General features: G+C 63.5%; 17 protein-coding genes. 11 read left to right on the forward strand and 6 right to left on the reverse strand.

Annotation, left to right across the window (positions count from 1 at the left end; all coding sequences use genetic code 11):
* Positions 1-5 precede the first annotated feature (5 nt).
* Positions 6-1,970 carry an acetyl/propionyl/methylcrotonyl-CoA carboxylase subunit alpha gene (locus tag LB568_RS02300; protein ID WP_224728927.1) on the forward strand — a complete coding sequence of 655 codons (1,965 nt, stop codon included), beginning with the start codon at positions 6-8 and terminating at the stop codon, positions 1,968-1,970.
* Between the two features lie 125 nt (positions 1,971-2,095).
* On the opposite strand, the gene LB568_RS02305 is transcribed toward LB568_RS02300, so the two are convergent.
* Both LB568_RS02305 and LB568_RS02310 read right to left on the reverse strand, forming a co-directional pair.
* Complete coding sequence (locus LB568_RS02305; protein ID WP_013896405.1) at positions 2,096-3,217, reverse strand: branched-chain amino acid ABC transporter substrate-binding protein; 1,122 nt, start codon at positions 3,215-3,217, stop codon at positions 2,096-2,098.
* A gap of 434 nt (positions 3,218-3,651) precedes the next feature.
* The gene (locus LB568_RS02310) at positions 3,652-3,918 is read right to left on the reverse strand and encodes a sel1 repeat family protein (RefSeq protein WP_224728928.1); all 267 of its coding nucleotides are present in this window, start codon (positions 3,916-3,918) and stop codon (positions 3,652-3,654) included.
* Between the two features lie 438 nt (positions 3,919-4,356).
* Here LB568_RS02310 and LB568_RS02315 point away from each other — a divergent pair, with 438 nt between their 5' ends.
* The 5 genes from LB568_RS02315 to LB568_RS02335 all read left to right on the forward strand — a co-directional run bounded on the left by LB568_RS02315 (position 4,357) and on the right by LB568_RS02335 (position 8,024).
* Positions 4,357-4,698, forward strand: coding sequence for a DUF2147 domain-containing protein (locus LB568_RS02315; protein ID WP_013896406.1), 342 nt, complete (start codon positions 4,357-4,359; stop codon positions 4,696-4,698).
* 216 nt (positions 4,699-4,914) lie between these two features.
* Positions 4,915-5,070 (forward strand): hypothetical protein, encoded by a 156-nt coding sequence (locus LB568_RS02320; protein ID WP_013896407.1) that lies wholly within the window; start codon positions 4,915-4,917, stop codon positions 5,068-5,070.
* 35 nt (positions 5,071-5,105) lie between these two features.
* On the forward strand, positions 5,106-5,300 hold the full coding sequence (locus LB568_RS02325; RefSeq protein ID WP_023764342.1) for a hypothetical protein: 195 nt from the start codon (positions 5,106-5,108) through the stop codon (positions 5,298-5,300).
* Between the two features lie 117 nt (positions 5,301-5,417).
* Positions 5,418-6,878, forward strand: coding sequence for an AMP nucleosidase (locus tag LB568_RS02330; RefSeq protein ID WP_224728929.1), 1,461 nt, complete (start codon positions 5,418-5,420; stop codon positions 6,876-6,878).
* 135 nt (positions 6,879-7,013) lie between these two features.
* Entirely contained in the window at positions 7,014-8,024 is a 1,011-nt protein-coding gene (locus tag LB568_RS02335; RefSeq protein WP_224728930.1) for an endonuclease/exonuclease/phosphatase family protein, read from the forward strand.
* Positions 8,025-8,053: 29 nt separating this feature from the next.
* Here LB568_RS02335 and LB568_RS02340 read toward each other — a convergent pair whose 3' ends face one another.
* Together LB568_RS02340 and LB568_RS02345 are read right to left on the reverse strand one after the other, a co-directional pair.
* The gene (locus tag LB568_RS02340) at positions 8,054-8,650 is read right to left on the reverse strand and encodes a DUF922 domain-containing Zn-dependent protease (RefSeq protein ID WP_224728931.1); all 597 of its coding nucleotides are present in this window, start codon (positions 8,648-8,650) and stop codon (positions 8,054-8,056) included.
* 139 nt (positions 8,651-8,789) lie between these two features.
* On the reverse strand, positions 8,790-10,469 hold the full coding sequence (locus tag LB568_RS02345) for an electron transfer flavoprotein-ubiquinone oxidoreductase (RefSeq protein ID WP_224728932.1): 1,680 nt from the start codon (positions 10,467-10,469) through the stop codon (positions 8,790-8,792).
* 241 nt (positions 10,470-10,710) lie between these two features.
* Here LB568_RS02345 and LB568_RS02350 point away from each other — a divergent pair, with 241 nt between their 5' ends.
* The 3 genes from LB568_RS02350 (at position 10,711) to LB568_RS02360 (ending at position 13,259) form a co-directional block, all read left to right on the forward strand.
* Positions 10,711-11,355 carry a hypothetical protein gene (locus tag LB568_RS02350; RefSeq protein ID WP_224728933.1) on the forward strand — a complete coding sequence of 215 codons (645 nt, stop codon included), beginning with the start codon at positions 10,711-10,713 and terminating at the stop codon, positions 11,353-11,355.
* 51 nt (positions 11,356-11,406) lie between these two features.
* A complete protein-coding gene (locus LB568_RS02355) occupies positions 11,407-12,282 on the forward strand; it encodes a uracil-DNA glycosylase (RefSeq protein ID WP_224728934.1) in 876 nt (291 codons plus the stop codon).
* 173 nt (positions 12,283-12,455) lie between these two features.
* Positions 12,456-13,259, forward strand: coding sequence for a helix-turn-helix domain-containing protein (locus LB568_RS02360; protein ID WP_224728935.1), 804 nt, complete (start codon positions 12,456-12,458; stop codon positions 13,257-13,259).
* On the opposite strand, the gene LB568_RS02365 is transcribed toward LB568_RS02360, so the two are convergent.
* Positions 13,260-14,225 carry a DMT family transporter gene (locus LB568_RS02365; protein ID WP_224728936.1) on the reverse strand — a complete coding sequence of 322 codons (966 nt, stop codon included), beginning with the start codon at positions 14,223-14,225 and terminating at the stop codon, positions 13,260-13,262.
* Entirely contained in the window at positions 14,222-16,528 is a 2,307-nt protein-coding gene (locus LB568_RS02370; RefSeq protein WP_224728937.1) for a xanthine dehydrogenase family protein molybdopterin-binding subunit, read from the reverse strand. Before LB568_RS02370 ends, LB568_RS02365 begins: the two co-directional genes overlap by 4 nt.
* 151 nt (positions 16,529-16,679) lie before the next feature.
* On the opposite strand from LB568_RS02370, the gene pepN reads away from it, so the two are divergent.
* Both pepN and LB568_RS02380 read left to right on the forward strand, forming a co-directional pair.
* A complete protein-coding gene (gene pepN, locus LB568_RS02375) occupies positions 16,680-19,325 on the forward strand; it encodes an aminopeptidase N (RefSeq protein WP_224728938.1) in 2,646 nt (881 codons plus the stop codon).
* Positions 19,326-19,513: 188 nt separating this feature from the next.
* A complete protein-coding gene (locus LB568_RS02380) occupies positions 19,514-21,835 on the forward strand; it encodes a PAS domain-containing sensor histidine kinase (protein ID WP_224728939.1) in 2,322 nt (773 codons plus the stop codon).
* The last annotated feature ends 107 nt before the right edge of the window (positions 21,836-21,942 follow it).

A 21,942-nucleotide genomic window follows, 5' to 3' on the forward strand; every position in this document is an offset into this window, starting at 1 on the left:
GCTCCATGTTCGCCAAGATCCTGATCGCCAATCGGGGCGAGATCGCCTGCCGCGTCATCCGCACGGCGCGCAAGCTGGGCGTGCACACTGTTGCCGTCTATTCGGATGCCGACGCGAAGTCGCTGCATGTCGAGATGGCCGACGAGGCGGTGCATATCGGCTCCTCGCCGGTCGGCGAGAGCTATCTGCGCGGCGACCGGATCGTCGCGGCGGCCCTGGCCACAGGGGCACAGGCCATCCATCCCGGCTATGGTTTCCTGTCGGAAAACCCTGATTTCGTCGACCAGGTGGTGGCGGCAGGGCTCATCTTCATCGGCCCGTCGGCCGCCTCGATCCGTGCCATGGGGCTCAAGGACGCCGCCAAGCGGCTGATGGAGAAGGCCGGCGTTCCGGTCGTTCCGGGCTACCATGGCGAGGCACAGGAGATCGTGCTGCTCGCCTCCAAGGCACGCGAAATCGGCTATCCCGTGCTGATCAAGGCGCGCGCCGGCGGTGGTGGCAAGGGCATGCGCCGGGTCGAACATCCAGATGATTTCTCCGAGGCTCTATCCAGCGCCCGGCGCGAGGCAAAGGCCGCTTTCGGCGACGACCGCGTGCTGGTCGAGAAATATGTCGACAAGCCACGGCACATCGAAGTGCAGGTGTTCGGCGACAATTTCGGCAACGCCGTGCATCTTTACGAACGCGACTGCTCGGCGCAGCGCCGCCACCAGAAAGTGATCGAGGAAGCCCCTGCCCCCGGCATGACGCCGGCATTGCGCAAGGCCATGACCGACGCCGCTGTAAAGGCCGCCAAGGCGATCAGCTATTCCGGCGCCGGCACCATCGAATTCATCGTCGACGCCTCGCAAGGCCTGCAAGCCGACCGCTTCTGGTTCATGGAAATGAACACGCGCCTGCAGGTCGAGCATCCAGTCACCGAGATGGTCACGGGCACCGATCTGGTCGAATGGCAGCTGCGCGTCGCCAGCGGCGAAAAGCTGCCGAAGACGCAGAGCGAGATCGCGCTTGCCGGCCATGCTTTCGAAGCGCGCATCTATGCGGAGGATGCGGCCAAGGGATTCCTGCCGGCAACCGGCATGCTGCATCATCTGAAATTTCCTGAAGCAGCCGCCGAAGGGGCCACGATGCGTATCGAGACCGGCGTGCGGGCCGGCGATGCCATCTCGCCCTATTACGATCCGATGATCGCCAAGCTTGTCGTCCATGCGAAGGACAGGCAGGCAGCGCTGGAGGCGCTCCGTACGGCGTTGTCGCAAACCGAGATTGCCGGCTCCACCGTCAACACCGCCTTTCTTGCAGCTCTGGCGGCCGATCCGGATTTTTGCGCCGGAGACGTCGACACGAGCTTGATCGGCAGACATCAAGTGGTGCTGACCGAGGTCGCGCCGCCGAGCGGCGAGGTCATCTCGGCAGCCGCCCTCGCCGCCTCCGGCGCGGAGGCATCGCCGGGTTCGGACGACCCATGGTCGTCGCTTGCCGGCTATGCGCATTTCCACGGCGTGGCGCGGCGTACGCGGCTGAAGTTCGGCGAGGACGACATTGTGGCAAAGGTTTCGGTGCGGCCGGACGGGCGCTTCCAGGTCGCGCTCGACGCACCCTATGACAGCACCAATTCGCATGATTTCCGCGCCGTTCCGCGCCTCGCCCGCTGGCCCGGCCACGTCACCGTGTTCGAAGGCGCCGTTGGCTATACATTCGCGGTTCCGGACCCGCTAGCAAGGGCGGATGAGGCGGCTGCCGCCTCCGGCAGCCTGCGCGCGCCGATGCCGGGGCTGGTGAAGCTTGTGCGCGTGGCGAAGGGCGATGCGGTGATCAAGGGCCAGCCGCTGCTGATCCTCGAAGCGATGAAGATGGAGCACACCATCGCCGCGCCGCATGACGGGCTGATCGCGGAGATCGCCACCGAAGGGTCGCAGGTCACCGACGGGACCGTGCTGGTCCGGTTCGCCGAGGACAGCCATGGCTGAACGCCTGGTTGCTGGTTGACTAAAATAGCTATGTCGGCAGGACAGAGGGGGCCGCCATAGAGTGCCGACCAAAACGAAAATGGCCGGGCAAGCCCGGCCATTTCCAACAGCGAAATAGGCAGCGATTACTGCGCGATTGGCGCGTACTTGCCGTCGTGCCACTGGTTGATGTCGTAGCTGGCATTCTTGAGGTCGCCCTTCTCGTCGAAGGTGACATCGCCGACAACGGTGCTGATCGGCGTGCCGTTCTTCAGGGCTTCGGCAACCTTGGCCGGATCGTCGCTGCCGGCGCGCTTGATGCCTTCGGCGAACGCCTGGACCACGGCGTATGAGAACAGCGTGAAGCCCTCGGGCACGAAACCGCCGGCCTTGATCTTCTCGACCGCTGCCTTGGCTTCCGGCTTTGCCTGCGGATCCGACGGGAACACGAACATGGTGCCCTCGCCGGCCGGGCCGGCAACCTGCCAGAATTCCGGCGAGGCAATGGAGTCCGGCATGATCAGCTGGAACTTCAGGTTCTGTTCGGCCGACTGACGCAGGATCAGGCCGGCTTCAGGATGATAGCCGCCGAAATAGACGACGTCGGCCTTCAGATCCTTGAGTTTGGTGACAAGGGCCGAATAGTCCTTCTCACCGGGATTGATGGCGTCATAATAGACTTCCTTCAGGCCACCGGTGTTCATGGTTGCCCTGACGGCGTCGGCCACGCCCTGGCCATAAGCGCTCTTGTCGTGCAGGATGACGACGTTCTTGCCGGCATACTTCTTGGCGATCCATGGGCCAATGAAGGCGCCCTGCGCGTCGTCACGCGTATAGAGGCGCATGATCGTCGGCCAGCCGGCCTTGGCCGCGGCGTCGGTCAACACCGGGTTCGAGGAGGCCGGGCTCATCATCAGAAAGCCGGCTTCGGCATAGACGGCCGAGGCCGGAATGCTCGAGCCCGAGCAGGCATGGCCATCGATGAACTTGACGCCATTGGCCACGATGCGGTTGGCGACCGACACGGCCTGCTTGGGATCGCATTGGTCGTCCTCGATGTCGAGCTTGATCATCGAGCCGTTGACACCGCCCGCGGCGTTGATGGCATCGGCGGCGGCCTGTGCGCCCTGCTTGAACTGATCGCCGATGGTGGCGAGCTGACCGGTCATCGGGCCGACCACCGAAACGGTGATGTCGTCGGCGAACGCGACCGGCGCGCTCATCATCAGGCCGAAAATGGCCGCGCTCAAAATACTCATTTTTTTCATGGTGATAGAACTCCTCCACTCACGCACGGCCGCCCGGCCGCGCTTCTTCCAGAGAGGCCGGACAATTTCATCCTTCATTGGGCCTGTCTAGGCGCATTGGCGCCGCTCGATTGGGCCTGGGGTCCCTCATCCACGCAAAAAAGCCACGCCAGCCTTGTTTCGGCTGGTCGTGGCTTTTCGCTCGTCGGGCTGTTCCGCAAGCGCCCCCGCACCCCGAGCCCAACGCGCCTTCCCTGTCTTTTCCAAGCCCATGATCTCGGCCTGAAAACCGGATTCCCATTTCGGGATCATGGTCTTTCGCACGGCTTGGACCTGTCTGGCCTGCCGCATTCTTGTCGTTGATGGCCTGTAGCCTGGCTGTCTGCGCAGCCTTGTCCCTGTCGTGGCCCGACCGTCTCCGCGGTCTTGGCCGGAGCGTGCCCGTCTGGTGGAACTCAGTGCATGGTCATCCATTCGCGGGCTTCGCGCAGCGCCTTGGCGATCTCGACCTTCGACATGGCCGCCGACAGTTCCGAGCGCAATTCCGCGGCGCGGGCCGAGCCCTTGATGGCGGCGATGTTGAACCATTTGTGGGCGGCGACGACGTCGGTCTCGCAATCGCGGCCGGTTGCATACATCATGCCCAGTTCGAAAAGGATGTCGGCCTGGGCAGTTGCCCCCATGGTGCCGAAACCTGCTTCAAGCATTTCAAAACGTGCCATTTTAGTCCCCTGTCTGGCTCCCGAGAGCTGCCTCCGTTTGTCTTGTCCGGGCCGCTCTTTCGATGCTTTCGAGAATGCCGCGCAGGCTTGAATCCGCCGTTAAATGGCGTGCTTAATTTGAGGAAAACAAAGCTAAAACAAGAGGTAAACACAAAAATTCGTTAAGGATACGAAGCCAGCAATTCGGCCGGTTTTCGCAAAATTTGACGAAAATTTTCAGGGTGGGAATCAACACTCCGCTAACCACGGGAGACAAAGCCAATCCGGCGATCGTTTCATTTTCTCGCCGAAGGCGCGCTTTCAGGCGCCTTCAAAATCGGAAACTCTTCCGCAACGGCACCGCTTTTGTTTTGATGGGAGCTGGATTAGCTTACGTTTGCGTAAGCGGCAGACCGGCGAGGCGGAGCATCCGGCCGGCTATCCAAAGGGAGGAAGAACATGTTTCGAAAAGTGAGCCTGGCCCTTGCAGCCACATTGATCATGGCGGGCGCGGCGTGGGCCGATCCGATCGAGGGCAACTGGAAAACGCAGGCCGGCGACACCGCGGCCATATCCGGCGGCGGCTCGTTCTCCATCACGCTCAAATCCGGCAAATATGCCGGCAAGACCATCGGCTCGCTCAAGGCGGCCGGCGACAACAAGTACACCGGCAACATCACCGATCCGGCGAACGACAAGACCTATTCCGGCAAGGCGACGCTTTCGGGCACCTCGCTCAAGATGAGCGGCTGCGTGCTAGGCGGACTGATCTGCAAGAGCCAGACCTGGCATAAGCTCTGATCGGCTGCAGCCTTGCGACATGACCACGGGGCCCTGACGGGCCCCGTTTTCGTTTCATCGACACGCCGGGCGCCGGCGCTCCATGCCTTGCCGCTGTTGGCCGTCCTCGGGCCAGTCAGATCCCGTCAATCAATTTGAACCGCAGATGAACGCCGGTCTCAGAGCCGGTTCACAGGCGTCAGGGCATTCTCCGGCGTGTTGAAGGAGACACCACCGATGCTTGCTCGCCGCTTCACCATCGTCTGCCTGCTGATGAGCCTGTTTGGAATGTTCTTCGCCATTCTCGTCGCCGAAGCAGGCCGTCCGGCCCGCTCCTGGGACGAAGCCACCAGACTTTGCGGTCTCGCCTGCCCGACCAACCTTCGCCACTGAAACCAGAAAACCTCGAAAAGAAAAGCACAGACATCATGAACCGCATCGCCGCCAACGCCCTCAAGACCCTCCGGCTTTTGCCGCGGGCGGCGCTTATCCTGGTGCTCCTGGCCGCCCCGGTCCTGGCCGTGCCGATGATGCGCGCCGATGCCGGCTCGACCATCGAGGCTCCGGCGCTGAGGAAGTCAGGTGTCGGCTTCGTGCTGCTGGTCAGCCTGCAGCGTGGGTGAAGAAAAAATCGCGCTTTGGGCGCCTTCGACAGCGACACCCCTCCCAACCGCCCATCCAAGTCTCTATATTGAGCTATGGAAAAGCGAATCTACCCCCAAGCCATAGAATCAGTCGTGATGCCGGAGCCTTTTGGCCGGCAAAGCTTTGACAGGGCCGAGAAAGCCGTCGCGGCGCTGCAGGCGCTTTACGATCGCAATACCAAGTTCCTGCGCGACTCCTTCGCGGCACTGGCCGCCGGCGCCGACGGCAGCAAGCGCTACCGGGCCTTCTACCCGGAGATCGGCGTCACCACGAATTCGTTTACCCAGGTCGATTCACGCCAAGCCTACGGCCATATGCCGACACCTGGCCATTTCGCCACCACGATTACCCAGCCGCAACTGTTCGAGAATTACCTGGTCGAGCAGCTTCGCCTGATCATGCGCAATCATGGCGTGTCGGTGACGGTCTCGGAATCGACCACGCCGATCCCGCTGCATTTCGCCTTCCTGGAAGGCACCTATGTCGACGGGGCCGCCGCCGAACGCATCAAGCGGCCGATCCGCGACCTGTTCGACGTTCCGGACCTGGACGGCACCGACGACCAGATCGCCAACGGCACGTTCGAAGTGGCCTTCGGCGAACCAAGGCCGCTGGCACCGTTCACGGCGCAACGCATCGACTATTCGCTGCACCGCATGACCCATTATACGGCCACCAGCCCGCAGCATTTCCAGAACTTCGTGCTGTTCACCAACTACCAGTTCTACATCGACGAGTTCGTCGCCCGTGCGCGTGGCCTGATGGAGAATGGCGGCGGCGGTTATGTGGAATTCGTCGAGCCGGGCAATGTCGTGACCCGCGCCGGCGCCAGCGCGGCAAGCGAGGGCACCCCGCCCGCCCGCCTGCCGCAAATGCCGGCCTACCACCTGAAGAAGCCGAACCATGGCGGCATCACCATGGTCAATATCGGGGTTGGGCCTTCCAACGCCAAGACGATCACCGACCATATCGCGGTGCTGAGGCCGCATGCCTGGGTGATGCTTGGCCACTGCGCCGGGCTGCGGAACACGCAGGCGCTGGGCGACTATGTGCTGGCGCACGCCTATGTGCGCGAGGACCACGTCCTCGACGACGATCTTCCAGTCTGGGTGCCGATCCCGCCGCTGGCCGAGATCCAGGTCGCGCTGCAGGAAGCGGTTGCCGAAGTCACGGGCCTGTCGGGCTACGATCTGAAGCGCATCATGCGCACCGGCACGGTCGCCACCATCGACAACCGCAACTGGGAATTGCGCGACCAGCGCGGACCGGTGCAGCGCCTGTCGCAATCGCGCGCCATCGCGCTCGACATGGAATCGGCGACGATCGCGGCCAATGGTTTCCGCTTCCGCGTGCCGTACGGCACGCTGCTATGCGTTTCCGACAAGCCGCTGCACGGCGAGTTGAAGCTGCCCGGCATGGCGACCGAGTTCTACAAGCGCCAGGTGGCGCAGCACCTGACCATCGGCATCAGGGCAATGGAAAAGCTGGCGGAAATGCCGATGGAGCGGCTGCATTCGCGCAAGCTCAGAAGCTTTTCGGAGACCGCGTTCCAGTAGGCGGTCTCGAAGTCCCGGCGAGGCAATTCTTCGTCTTGCTCAGGCCGCAATTTGATCGATAAGCAGATCGAACGGATCGTCAGGCGACACTCGACAGACACGGCCTCAATGACAACAGGCGGCGCGCGCTCGAATATGATAGCTGGGGTGGCATTCCTGGCGATGACGGCATTGTCGCTCGCCTTGTTGGCCGGATTCCTCGGCACGCTGCATCCGGCCTTCGATTCCTTCTCGCATTTTCGCCTTCACCTGTGCCTGCTGATCGCGCTTCTGGCGTTGCCGCTGCTTGCCAGCTCGTTTCGGCTGCAAGCGGCCGTGGCGCTGCTCTTTGCGATCGCCAGCGTCGCCACGACGATGAGTACGCTGCCGCGCCTTTGGCCTGTGCAAGCGGTCGCCAAGCCCGTCGATCAGATCGTCTACCACCTGCTGCAGATGAATTTGCGCTACGACAATCCGACGCCGAAAAAGGTTCTTTCGCTGATTGGCCGAACCAACCCCGACGTGATCACGCTCAATGAGGTGTCGGCGATGTGGGAGACCGAGCTCGGTTACATCACCAGCGCCTACCCATACCGGATCCTCTGCCCCTACCCCAATGGCGTGTTCGGGGTGGCGTTGCTGTCGCGGGGGCCCTTTGCCGCCGACAGCGCGCCGCATTGCGAGCCGCGGGGCGCGATGGCGATCGCGGCGGTCGATTTCGGCGGCACCGCCGTCAACGTCGCAGCCATCCACCTCAGTTGGCCATGGCCGCGCGAGCAGAACTGGCAGATCGGTGAGCTCTCGAATTCGATTTCCTCGCTCGGCGAAACCGCCATCATGGCCGGCGATTGCAACGCCGTGCCGTGGAGTGCGGCGGTGCGGCGGGTCGCCGCCCTCGGCGGGCTGACCGTCATGCCGTCAGCGGGACCGACGTGGCTCTACATCAAGCTGCCGGACGTGCTGCGGCGCTTTGCGGGACTGCCGATCGACCAGGTGTTCAGCAAGGGCGGGGTGACAGTTCATTCCGCGACGCGGCTGGAAGATACCGGTTCGGACCATCTGCCCGTGCTGGTCGAGTTCTCGGTTCGCTCCGATGAGAAGCAGCCTGAGGATGGGCACGCCACGGCACTCGCGGCGAGCGCCTTGCCAGCCAAGCCGCAAGGCTGACGCTTCAACCGAGCCAAGCACTCGCTCGTTCATGGTTTTCGGATCAAGGCCGCGATCAGATGCTCGACGTGGCCGCCGCGGCTATGCTCGCGCCGATCGAAGGCGTTTTGTCTGGCCTCATATTCGGCATAGACGGCCTGGATGCGACGCCGGGCCTCGCGGCGCGTCTTGTAGCAAGACGGGTCGTTGGCGACCCGCAGGCCGGTGATCGACCTTTCGGTGGTGCGCATCATCTCCCTGGCGATGCGCCCATGCGTTTCCTCATGGCCGCGAACGCCGGCGAAAAACCGGCTCCAGCGCCGCTTCAGCGCCGGCGTCATGGGCGAGGCAATGCGAGGGAAGGTGTAGAACAGATTAAGCGTGCCGTTGACCCGCCGCAGCCGGCAGAAGCCGTTCTCCTGACCTCCGCCGAGATCCCAGTCGACGGTATAGGCAGTCGTGGCGATGGCATGCGTCATGAAGCCGTGCCTGGGGCCTTTGCTGTCCATCGCGTCGATGAAGGCCGCGCCCGAGCTTCCGGTGACGTCGTAGGTCCGCGTCTGGATAACTGCCCTTGTGCCGGCAAAGGCTTCTGGAGCGCATAGCGTCCCGATAGCAACGAGGCATGTCAGAACGGTCCGGCGCATCGGCCTTTCTCCTTATCCCTGGAGAAAGAACCATAGACCGGTGGCCGTTTCAACGTCCCTGCTGGCCTGGACACCCCTTGCGGCCAGCCGCGACCCACGTTTTTTGCTGCCGCCGCTCCAAACCAGCGGCGGCGCGAGGTCACATACCCTGGTAAACAGGGCCTTCGCCGCCCTGGGGCGGTACCCAGTTGATGTTCTGGTTCGGGTCCTTGATATCGCAGGTCTTGCAGTGGACGCAGTTCTGCGCGTTGATGACGAAGCGCACATCCTTCGCCGATGGGTCGGCCGCGGCATTCCCGTCCTTGTCGACCCATTCGTAGACGCCGGCCGGGCAATAGCGGGTCGATGGCCCGGCAAAGACATCGTGCTCGGAGCGCTTTTGCAACTCCATGTCGCCGACAAGCAAATGCACCGGCTCGTTTTCCTCGTGATTGGTGTTGGACAGGAACACGGAGGACAGGCGGTCGAAGGTCAGTACGCCGTCGGGCTTGGGATAGGCGATCTTCTTGTGCTGGGCGGCAGGCTCGAGCGTCGCATAGTCGGCCTTGCCATGCTTCAGCGTGCCGAAGGGCGAGATGCCGAACAGCGTGTTCAACCACATATCGAGGCCGCCGAGGCTGACGCCGACGATGGTGCCGAAGCGCGACCAGAGCGGCTTGACGTTGCGCACCTTCTTCAAATCCTTGCCGATGTCGGTCGCGCGCCAGGCTTCCTCGTAGGAGGTGAGCTCGTCATTGGCGCGGCCAGCGGCAATTGCTTCGCTGACATGCTCGGCCGCCAGCATTCCCGACAGCACGGCATTGTGGGAGCCCTTGATGCGCGGCACGTTGACGAAGCCCGCGGCGCAGCCCATCAGCGCGCCGCCGGGGAAGGACAGTTTCGGCACCGACTGCCAGCCGCCCTCGGTGATGGCGCGCGCGCCATAGCCCAGCCGCTTGCCGCCTTCGAACGTAGCCGCGATCGCCGGATGGGTCTTGAAGCGCTGGAATTCCTCGAAAGGCGACAGATAGGGGTTCTTGTAGTTGAGGTGGAGAACGAAGCCGACCGCCACCTGGTTGTCCTCCAGATGGTAGAGGAACGAGCCGCCGCCGGTCTTCATGTCGAGCGGCCAGCCGAAGGAATGCTGGACGAGACCCGGCCGGTGGTTCTCCGGCTTGACCTGCCAGAGTTCCTTGAGGCCGATGCCATATTTGCCGGGCTCGCGGCCGTCGGAAAGCTTGTATCTGGCGATCAGTTGCTTGGCGAGCGAGCCGCGCGCGCCTTCGCCGATCAGCACATACTTGCCCATCAGCGCCATGCCCGGCGCAAAGCCCGGACCGTGCGTGCCGTCCTTCTCGACGCCCATGTCGCCGGTGACGACGCCGGTGACGGCGCCTTCGTCATTGTAGAGCAGGCCGGTGGCGGCAAAGCCCGGATAGATCTCGACACCAAGCGCCTCGGCCTTGCCGGCCAGCCAGCGGCAGACATTGCCGAGCGAGACGATGTAATTGCCGTGATTGTTCATCAGCGGCGGCATCAGGATGTTGGGCAGGCGGAAGGAGCCGGCGGGCCCGAGCACCAGGAAATGGTCCGCCGTGACCGGCGTCTTGAAAGGATGGCCGTCCTCCTCGCGCCAGCCCGGCAGCAGCCGGTCGATGCCGATCGGATCGACCACGGCGCCCGAAAGGATATGGGCGCCGACCTCGCCGCCCTTTTCCAGCACGACGACGGAAAGCTCGGGATTGACCTGCTTGAGACGGATGGCCGCGGCAAGGCCGGCCGGTCCGGCACCGACGATGACCACGTCGAATTCCATGCTTTCGCGTTCGATATCGCTCATCAACCCCTCCGCACTGGCTTGCCGCTGTTGCCTATCTTGCTGGCTCTTGCGCTGCATAGCGCATCAATTGACGACAGGAAACCGGCGCATACGTGACAATGCGGTTTTGGGCGGATTTGGGCGGATTTGGCCAAAAAGTCGCGCATCTTGCGGCCTGGCCGCCGTTGCTGTCCGATGAGATCCGCCGCGCCGGCGTTTTTTTGTTTGTTCGACGGCTTGCTTATCGGCCATACTTCCCGGCATGCGCATTCCTGGCCCAGCCGGCTTTTCTTCAACGCGCTTTCTTTTCCCGCCCAGCCGGGCCTGCCGGGCGGTTCTTCTGGCACTTCTGATGTTGGCACCTGGTCACGCCGCCGCGGACGGGGTGAAGGTCTGGGCGACAGGCGCCTATTCCTTCTCCGACGAACTTGGCGGCTTCCGCATCACCGGGGCCTCCGGCATCGGAACCAAGGACGATCCGCTGGTCATCACCGAAGAGCTGAATTCGGCGACACCGGTGACGCTGACCATCCGCACCACGAAGCCGATCCAGACATTCGGCAAGGCGGGCGAGTTCGCCAATGGCATCATGTATATGCGCATCGACGTGCTCAACAACAGCGGCCAGGCCTGGATCGAATTCCAGTTCGAGCTTCAGGAGACGCTGAACCAGCCGAGCGTGTTCGGCGACGGGCTTTCGTTCGACCAACGCAACAAGACGCCTGACAATATCTCGTCGAGCAATTTCGCCGATTTCGACCGCGACTTCGAACCCTATGACCGACTGCTGTTCAAGAACGGCAAGGTCGACCCGCTGAAAACCGCCAGTTTCGAATTCCTGGTGACCGACTACACGCCGCGATGGACTTTCTACCTGGTGCAGGACCCGCGCATACCGACGGGATAGGGCAAGCCGCCGGCCTTGCAAATTTCGGCCATGCGGATGAATGTGCGCGCCATGACTGCCGCCCCCAATAGCCCGACCGAAATCGCCGACATCCTGGCCTTCTATGCCAGCGCCGGCGTCGATGAGGCGCTGGAAGACGCTCCGGTGAACCGCTTCGCCGAGGCGGCGCCGAGGCCTGTCGAGCGCGCGCCGGCGCCCTTGCCGCCGCCTCGCGAAGACAAGACGCCGGAGCGGCCAGCAGCATCGCCCGGGTTGGATGCAAGCAAGGTGCCGGATGCGCCGGTGCGCACCGTGTCCGCCACCGCCGCCGTCCCCGACGAGGCGCAGGCCGCCCTCGCCCGGCAAATGGCGACAAGCGCCTCCACACTCGATGAGCTTCGCCAGCACATGGCTGCCTTCGACGGCTGCAATCTCAAGGCCACCGCCAAGAGCCTCGTCTTCGCCGACGGCAACCCGGAAGCCGCGGTCATGCTGGTCGGCGAGGCGCCCGGTCGCGACGAGGACATAGAGGGCCTGCCCTTCGTCGGCCGCTCCGGCCGGCTGCTCGACCGCATGCTGGCTGCGATCGGGCTCGACCGTTCTTCGGTCTACATCGCAAACGTCATTCCATGGCGGCCGCCGGGAAACCGCACGCCAACGCCGCACGAGACCGAGATCTGCCGGCCGTTCATCGAGCGGCAGATCGAACTGGTCAATCCCAAGGTGCTGGTCAATCTCGGCGGGCCTTCCGCCAAGACGCTGCTCAACACCTCGGAAGGCATCCTCAGACTGCGCGGCAACTGGCATGCCCACACGACGGCGTCGGGCGTGACCATTCCAGCGATGCCGACGCTGCATCCGGCCTATCTCTTGCGGACGCCGGCGCACAAAAAACTAGCATGGCGGGATTTTCTCGAAGTGAAGGCAAAACTGCGAGCGCTAGGGTGATTAGCCGATCTCCCCCCTCGTGGGGGAGATGTCCGGCAGGACAGAGGGGGGCGCGAAGGATCGCAAGGGGGAGATTGGCCGTCATCTCCGCTTTCGCCGATCTCGGAATAGATACTGTAGCGATAACCTCCAAGGTAATTGAAATCCCTCCTCCGCGGCCTTAGTCCTTCCTCATGACGACAGCCCAAACCTCCGCCGGCAGCCTGATCCGCGAATGGCGCACGCGCCGCCGCATGAGCCAGCTCGAACTCGCCATGGAAGCCGAGATCTCGCAGCGCCATCTCTCCTTCGTCGAAAGCGGGCGTGCCGCGCCCTCGCGCGACATGGTGCTGCATCTGGCCGAGCAGCTTTCGATCCCGCTCAGGCAGCGCAACCAGTTGCTGCTGGCCGCGGGCTTTGCGCCGAGCTTCGGCGAAAGGCCGCTCACCGATGCCACGCTGGCGCCGGCGCTTGCCACCGTCGAGACCGTGCTCAAGGGGCATGAGCCGTTTCCGGCGCTGGCCGTCGACCGGCACTGGAACCTGGTTTCGGCGAACGCGGCGATTAGTCCGTTCCTCGCCGATGTCAGCGAGGCTTCCTTGCTGGCGGCGCCGGTCAACGTGCTTCGCCTCAGCCTGCACCCGGGCGGCATCGCGCCGCGCATCGTCAACCTCCAGGAATGGCGCACGCACCTGCTCGAACGCCTCAAGCACCAGAATGACGCCACCGGCGACCCCGTACTGATCGACCTGGAGCGCGAGCTGCGCGGCTATCCGTCCGGCTTGACGGGCAGCCGGCCCGCGCCTGTCGAGCCGAATGCGATCGTGCATCCGCTCAGGCTTGCGCATGGCGACCAGGTTCTGTCGTTCATCAGCACCATCACCGTGTTCGGCACGCCGCTCGACGTGACGCTGTCGGAACTGGCGATCGAATCGTTCTTCCCGGCGGATGAACAGACACGGGCGGTGCTGGTACGGCTGGCAAGGGAACGGGCCTGACTACCCCTGTGGCAGTGCCGCCTTGCGGGTGCGGGTGCGCTCCAGCCCCAGCTGCCGCTCGCGCCAGATGATGAAGATGCCGGCGGCAACGACGATCGCACCGCCGACCAGCGTGCTCAGCGACGTCACGTCGCCGAAGACAAAGTAGCCGACGACCACGCCGAGGATCATCGAGGTGTATTCGAACGGCGCCACCACCGAGGCTTCTGCATGGCGATAGGCCGAGGTCATCAGGATCTGGCCGAGGCCACCGCAAAAGCCGGCCATGATGAGCAGCGCGGCTTGCACAGGCGTCAGCGATTGCCAGCCGAAAGGCAGCGTCAGCAGCGAGAGCACACTCGCTGTCGACGAGAACCATAACACGATGGTCGCCGTCCTCTCCGTCTGCACGAGGTTGCGCACAAGCAGCATGGCGACGGCCGAGATCGCCGCCGCCACCAGCGCCGCCATGACGCCGAGAACCTCCTGATCGTCGAGCGCTTCATCCGAATTGAGCAGAGTGAGCTCCGGCCAGGAAATAATGAGCACGCCGACCAGACCGACTGCCACCGCGCTCCAGCGGTAGACGCGGATCGTCTCGCCAAGGAAAACGGAGGAGAACACCACGACCAACAGCGGCTGTGCATAGTTCAGGGTGATTGCCTCCGGCAGCGGCAGCCTGGTGAGCGCGAAGAAGCCAAGCCCCATGGCGCCGACGCCGACAATACCGCGCGCGACGTGGTTGAAGGGACGTTTGGTGACGAATGCCGTCGGCAACTGTCCCTTAAATGCCAGAAAGGCAATGATCGGGAAGATGGCAAAAAACGAGCGGAAGAAGACGATCTGCCCGGCCGGCACCTCGCCGGCCGCCTTGATGCAGGTTTGCATTCCGACAAAAACCGCGACGGACACGATCTTCAGGGCAATGCCCCTCAGCGTGTCGTGGCCGCCCGCCGTTTCTGGTGCCGCCCCCGCCCCTGATGTCACCTTGGCGATGCTTCCTGGATGGTCGCCCAGATGCGCGCTGGTGTCGCCGGCATCTCGATATGCCTGACACCATAGGCGCGCCACAGCGCATCGGTGACCGCGTTGAGTGCCGCCGGTGTCGAGCCGATCGTGCCGGCCTCGCCCGCGCCCTTGATGCCCAGCGCATTGGTGGTCGACGGCACGTTCCGGGTCTCGAAATGGAAGAACGGGAAATTGTCGGCGCGCGGCATGGCATAGTCCATGAAGCTCGCCGTCAGCAATTGCCCATCCTCGCCATGGACGGTGTTTTCGGTCAGCGCCTGGCCGACGCCTTGCACGACGCCGCCATGAACCTGGCCGGCGAGCAGGATCGGGTTCACCGTGACACCGAAATCGTCGACGATGGTGTAGCGCACGATCTCGGTCGTGCCGGTGTCGGGATCGATCTCGACCTCGCAGATGTGGGTGCCGTTCGGATAGGTGCATTCGTCCTGGACGAACTCGCCGAACCCCTTGAGGTCATCGGGGTTTTTCGCGGCCTTGGCGATGGTGGAAAAATCGATCGTGCGGTCGGTGCCGACGATGCGGGCAACACCATCGGACAGCTCGATGTCGCCGGCGGAAGCCTCCAGCTCGTCGGCGGCGATGCGCTTGATCTTGTTGGCCAGATCCTCGCCCGCACGGGAAGCGGATACACCCCCGAGCGGAATCGAGCGCGAGCCGCCGGTGCCGCCGCCGGCCTTCAATTCGTCGGTATCGCCCTGGCGGACATGGATCTTGTCGATGTCGAGATTGAGCTTTTCCGACAGGAACTGCGCATAGGCGGTGGCATGGCCCTGTCCGTTGGTCTGGGTGCCGATCTTGAGCGTCACCGTGCCGTCGCCATTGAGCTCGACGAATGCCGGCTCGGAGCCCGGGAAGGCGCAGGCCTCGATGTAAGTCGCCATGCCGATGCCGCGGATCTTGCCGCCGGCTTTCGACTGTTCGAGCCGTTGCGGAAACGCCTTCCACTCAGACCGTTCGATGGCACGCTCCATGTGGCCCTCGAATTCGCCGTTGTCGTAGAGGCGGCCGGTCTGCGTGCGATAGGGAAACTGTTCCGGCCGGATGAAATTGCGGCGGCGGATCTCGTCGACGGACAGGCCGAGATCATGGGCGCAGGCATCGACCAGCTTTTCCAGCAGGAATGCCGCTTCCGGCCGGCCGGCGCCACGATAGGCATCGACGGGACATGTGTTGGTGTAAAGGCCGGTCACCGTGACATCCAGCGCCCTTATGTCATAGACGCCGGTCGACATGGTGACGCCGATATAGGGAATGAACGGACCGTATTGCGAGACATAGGCGCCCATATTGGCCAGCAGATCGACCCGCATGCCGAGGAAGCGGCCATCCTTGTCGAGGGCCATCTCGGCCGTCACGGCATTGTCGCGGCCTTGCGCGTCGGTGAGGAAATGTTCCGTGCGGTCGCCGGCCCATTTCACCGGACGGCCAAGCCGCTTCGCTGCCTCCAGCACCAGCGGATATTCGCGGTAGACGAAGCTCTTCGGCCCGAAACCACCGCCGACATCCGGCGTGATGACGCGCAGCTGGTTCTTCTTGATCTTGAACACGCTGGCCAGGATGTACTGCATGGAATGCACGCCTTGCGACCCGGTGGTCAGCACGAAACGGTTCTCGCCGGCGTTCCATTCGCCGATCGCAGAGCGCGGCTCCATGTAATTGCAGACCAGCCGGTTGTTGACGAACTCGATGCGGGTGACATGAGCCGCCCTGGCGAAAGCCGCCGCCGTCTTGGCCTTGTCGCCCATGTGGTAGGTGAAGGCGCGGTTGGAGCCGAGCTCGGGCCACACCAGCGGCGTGCCTTCGGCAAGCGCGGTCGCCGTGCCAGACGCGGCATCCTCGCTGTCATAATCGACATCGATCAGTTCGGCGGCATCCTGCGCCAGGGCACGGCTGTCGGCGACAACAAAGGCAACGGCATCGCCGACATAATTGACGCGATCACGGCACAGGACCGGAATGTCGCGGGTCGGCGCCTTGGTGCCGTCGGGTTGTTCCTGCATGACGCCGGATTTGAGATCGCCGAGATGGGCCAGGTCCTTGCCCGTCAGCACCAGATGGACGCCTGGAGCCTTCTTCGCCGCATCGGTCGAGCCGACGGTGAAGCTGGCCTTGGCCACCGGCGAGCGCAAGACATAGCCGTGCAGCACGCCGGCCGGCTGGATGTCATCGGTATAGCGGCCCTGCCCCTGGATGAAAGCAGCATCCTCGCGCCGCAACACGGAAGCGCCCATCCCGAACTTCGGTGTGACGATGGTCATGACTGCCTCGCGATGCTGGAAAGGAAGGCCTGAAATAGGCCCTGTCGCAGTTTTGTCGAGGGGCCGTTTCGTGTAAAGAGCGCGGACTTCAAATTTCTTGGATCAGCGGAAACAATCCGCCTCCAACGCAATCGACAGGAAAAAACCCGGAATGCGCACCGACACAGGCCAGGTCTTCAAACTCGAAGACTATCGCCCCAGCGACTACCTCATTCCGGAAACGAACCTTGAATTCCGTCTCTCGCCACAGGCAACGATCGTCACCGCAGCAGTGACGATCGAGCGTCGCGACGGCGTTTCGGTGTCGGCTCCGCTGGTGCTCGATGGCGATGGGCTGGTGCTCAAGCGCATCGAGATCGACGGCAAGAAAGTGAAACCCGCCGACCTGGTGGCCAGCCCCGACCAACTGACCATTCTCAAGCCGCCGGCAGCGAGCCGTTTCCAGTTGCGCATCGAAACCGAGCTGGCACCGGCGAACAATGAAGCCTTGATGGGCCTCTATCGCTCGAGCAATGTCTATTGCACGCAGTGCGAGGCCGAGGGCTTTCGCCGCATCACCTATTTCCTCGACCGCCCCGATATCCTGTCCGTCTATACCGTGCGGATCGAGGCCTTGCGTGACGAGGCGCCGCTGCTTCTGTCCAACGGCAACCCGGTCGACAAGGGCGACCTCGGCGATGGCCGGCACTACGCCGTGTGGCACGATCCCTTCCCCAAGCCGTCCTATCTGTTCGCGCTTGTGGCCGGCAATCTCGGCCAGGTCGCCGACAGTTTCGTCACGATGTCGGGCCGCACGGTCGAGCTCGGCATCTATGTCGAGCCCGGCAAGGAGAAGCTCGCCGGCTACGCCATGGATGCGCTGAAGCGATCGATGCAATGGGACGAGCAGGCGTTTGGCCGGGAATACGACCTCGACGTCTTCAACATCGTCGCCGTGTCCGACTTCAACATGGGCGCTATGGAGAACAAGGGCCTCAACATCTTCAACGACAAATACGTGCTGGCCGACCAGGAGACCGCGACGGATGCCGATTTCGCCAATATCGAGGCGATCATCGCGCATGAATATTTCCACAATTGGACAGGCAACAGAATCACTTGCCGCGACTGGTTCCAGCTTTGCCTGAAGGAAGGACTGACGGTCTTCCGCGATCACGAATTCTCCGCCGACCAGCGCTCGCGCGCGGTCAAGCGCATCGCCGAGGTGCGCACGCTGCGCGCGCACCAGTTCCCCGAGGACCAGGGTCCGCTGGCGCATCCGGTGCGGCCGCGCCGTTACCGCGAGATCAACAATTTCTACACGGCGACAGTCTACGAGAAGGGCTCCGAAGTGGTGCGCATGATCCGCACCATTCTCGGCCCGGATGCCTTTCGTGCCGGCATGGACCTCTATTTCGAGCGGCATGACGGTGAAGCTGCGACGATCGAGGATTTCATCAAGGTGTTCGAGGATGCGTCCGGCCGCGACCTGTCGCAGTTCGCGCTCTGGTATCATCAGGCCGGCACGCCCAATCTGACGGTCAGTTCGACGCACAATCCGGCTTTGCAGGAATTCACGCTCGAGATCGAACAGTCGGTGCCGCCGACACCCTCCGAAAGCCGCAAGCGGCTGATGCACATCCCGCTCGCCTTCGGCCTGATCGGCGCCGGCGGCAAGCCGGTGTCGTACAGCGGCGTCGAGGGCGCCAGTGTCGACGATGGCGTCATCCATGTCCGCAAGCGCCGGCACATGGTGCGTTTCTCTGGCGTGGCGGAGCGCCCGGCGGTGTCGCTCAACCGCGGCTTCTCGGCACCGGTGACGCTGTCGGTCGAGCAGAAGGCTGACGACCAGTTCTTCCTTGCCCGCCATGACAGCGACGCCTTCTCGCGCTGGCAGGCATTCAACACGCTGCTCACCGATACGCTGATTTCAGCCTTCCGCGAGATCCTCGGCGGCAAGCAACCGGTCTTCGCGAAACGGCTGACCGAGCTCGCCGGCAGCATTGCCGCCGACGAGACGCTGGAGCCGGCCTACCGGGCGCTGGCACTGGCGCTGCCCGGCGATGCCGACATCGCCCGCGACATCGGCAGGAACATCGATCCCGACGCCATCCACACGGCCCGACTAGCCCTTGCGCTCGCCATCGGCACCGCCAATGGCGCGGCGTTTTCCGGCCTCTACGACAGCCTTGCCGACAGGACCGCGTTCAGCCCCGACGCAGCGAGCGCTGGACGACGCGCCCTGCGCAACACTTTGCTGGATTATCTCTCGCTGCTGCCTGGCGGCGCGGCATTGGCCGCCGGGCATTTCCAGTCGGCGACCAACATGACCGACCGCGCGGCAGCCCTTGGCGTGCTTGCGCATCGACACCATGGTTCGCCGGGGGCAAAAAAGGCGCTGGCGGCATTCGAAACGAAGTATGCGTCCGACCCGCTGATCATGGACAAATGGTTCCAGATCCAGGCCAGCGTGCCGGGGCCGCAGGCGGTGGACACGGTCCGGGCGTTAACCGCTCATCCGGCCTTCTCGATGGGCAATCCAAACCGGGTGCGCTCGCTGATCGGCACATTCTCCAGCGCCAACCAGACCGGCTTCCATCGCCCCGACGGCGAGGGCTACCGCTTTTTCGCGCAGACTGTGCTCGAGGTCGAAAAGCGCAACCCGCAAGTGGCGGCAAGGCTGGCAACGGCGCTCAGGTCATGGCGTTCGCTCGAGCCGGGCCGCCAGGCCAAGGCCCGGGAGGCGCTGCTTTCGATCGCCAATGCCGAAAACCTGTCGGCGGACTTAAGGGACATTGTCGAGCGGACGCTTGCTTAGGTGTCTGATCTCCCGCTCGTGGGGAGATCGGCCGCTTCGGCACTATTTTAGTCGATTTTTAATCTTTTTCGCCGGAGCACTGGACAAGGCGAATCACCTTTGATTCTTTAATGGCGATTCGGAAGTGCGGCGTTGCCGGATCGTCAAGCCTGTAGAGTCGGGTATACTGAAATCGGGGAGTGCCATTTATGGCGAAGGCGGACGCGTGGGGCGCGCCCGGAGGGATGGCTTTTGCGCGTCGCGAGACGCGAAGCGACGGCCTTGCCGGGAATACGCGGCTCATCGCCGAACCAGCCTACAAGCGGCTTCTGGCTGCCGAACCGTTGCTGCGCCGGTCGATACCGGCCCTCATCGTCATCTTCCTGATCGTCATCGCGGCGCTGCGCGTGCTGTCGCTGATGAACGAACGCGACGATGTGGAGCGCGACGCCAAGGCGATTCTCACACTGGCGGCCGGCCAACTGGCCAGTTCGCTCGCCACCGTCACCGACACCCCGCCAGGCGCCATCCAGGACCTGCTGGAGACCACCAGCCGCCAGGGCGCGATGGGCCGCAGCCATGTGCTCGTCATCACCGACGGCGCCTTCAGGATCACCGCGGTAACGCCACGCTCGACGCCCTGGCAGGGCCACTCGCTCGACGGCCTCGTCGAGGGCGGCCAGCCGCTGTTCATGTTCGGCGACCGCGCCGGAGTCATGGAGGTCAGCATCGGCGGGCAAGACTGGTACGCGGCGGTAAGCGTGGCCAAGGACGGGAAAGGAGCCGCGGCGGCATTGGTGCCGCAGGAAGCCGTCTTCGACACCTGGCGCAAGACAGTCTCGCTGAACGTCACCCTGTTCGTGCTGACCGCCGGCGTGCTGATCATCATCCTCTATGCCTATTTCGGGCAGGCGGCGCGCGCTCAGGCAGCCGACCGCATCTACCTCGAAGCGCATCAGCGCATCGACATGGCGCTGGTGCGCGGCCGCTGCGGCCTGTGGGACTGGGACATGGTGCGCGGCAAGATGTACTGGTCACGTTCGATGTACGACATGCTCGGCTACGAGCCTTGCGAGACGATGCTGTCCTTCGGCGAGGTCGACGAGATCATCCATCCCGAGGACGGAGACCTGTTCGAGCTCGCCAACAGAATTGTCGCGCGTGAAATCGACCACATCGACCAGGTGTTCCGGATGCGGCATGCCGACGGCCAATGGGTGTGGATGCGCGCCCGCGCACAAGTCATGGACCCGGAAGCGCCGGAGATCCAGCTGATCGGCATCGCCGTCGACGTCACCGAGCAGCGCCATCTGGCGCTGCGTTCGGAGGCAGCCGATCTTCGCCTGAGGACCGCGATCGAGAACATCAACGAGTCCTTCGTGCTGTGGGATTCGGCCCAGCGCCTGATCATGTGCAACTCCAAATACCAGCAGGACAACGGGCTCTCGGATCGCGACGTGATGCCAGGTGTGACGCGGGTTTCGCTGGAAGAGCGCATGCTGGCCTTTGCGTCAGAGCGCCGGCTCGCCAACACCAATGGTCTTCAAGGCGGCGCCACTTTCGAGCGGCAGCTGTCCGACGGCCGCTGGCTGCAGGTCAACGAGCTGAAGACAAGGGATGGCGGCATCGTCTCTGTCGGCTCGGACATCACCCAGATCAAGTTGCACCAGGAGAAGCTGGTCGACAGCGAGCGCCGGCTGATGGCGACCATCCATGATTTGAGCCTCGCCCGCCGGGCCGAAGAAGAGCGGTCGCGCGAACTGGTCGACCTCAACCGCAAATACATGAAGGAAACCGAGCGCGCCGAAGCGGCGAACCGGGCCAAATCCGAGTTCCTGGCCAACATGTCGCACGAACTGCGCACACCGCTGAACGCCATCATCGGCTTCTCCGAACTGATGGAACAAGGACTGTTCGGCCCGCTGGGTTCGTCGCGCTATGAGGAATATGCCACCGACATCAACAGCAGCGGCAAATACCTGCTGGGCGTCATCAACGATATTCTCGACATGTCCAAGATCGAGGCCGGCCAGTTCTCGCTGGACCAGGAGCAGATCGACCTTGGCCCGCTGATCAGCGAGACGGTGCGCGTCGTCTCGCTGCAGGCCGCACAAAAGGCGATCACCGTGGAAACACGCATCGCCGACGCGCTCACGTTGTTCGCCGATCGCCGGGCGATCAAGCAGATCGTCATCAACCTGCTGTCCAACGCGGTGAAATTCACCGGCCAGGGCGGTCACATATCGGTCAGGGCCCGCAACACATCGGGCGCCCTGGTGCTGACGATCGAGGACAATGGCTGCGGCATCCCGAAGGAGGCGCTCGGCAAGCTCGGGCGGCCCTTCGAACAGGTGCAGAACCAGTTCTCCAAGAACCATGCCGGATCCGGCCTCGGCCTCGCCATCTCGCGTTCGCTGGCCGAGCTCCAGGGCGGCGCACTGAAAATCCGTTCGACCGAAGGTGTCGGCACGATCGTGTCGGTGCGCATACCGGTGAAGAAGGCGACGCCGGCGGTCAAGGTCGCCGCTTGAAGATTTCGCTACCTCCCAAGCCGATCCCGGCCCTCGCCTCGATGCCCGCAGGCGAGAGCGGAAATCCTTGACAAATTATCTATTTTATCTACTTTAGATAAGAAATA

This window comes from Mesorhizobium sp. B263B2A (assembly GCF_020165775.1).
GTDB classification, from domain to species: domain Bacteria; phylum Pseudomonadota; class Alphaproteobacteria; order Rhizobiales; family Rhizobiaceae; genus Mesorhizobium; species Mesorhizobium opportunistum.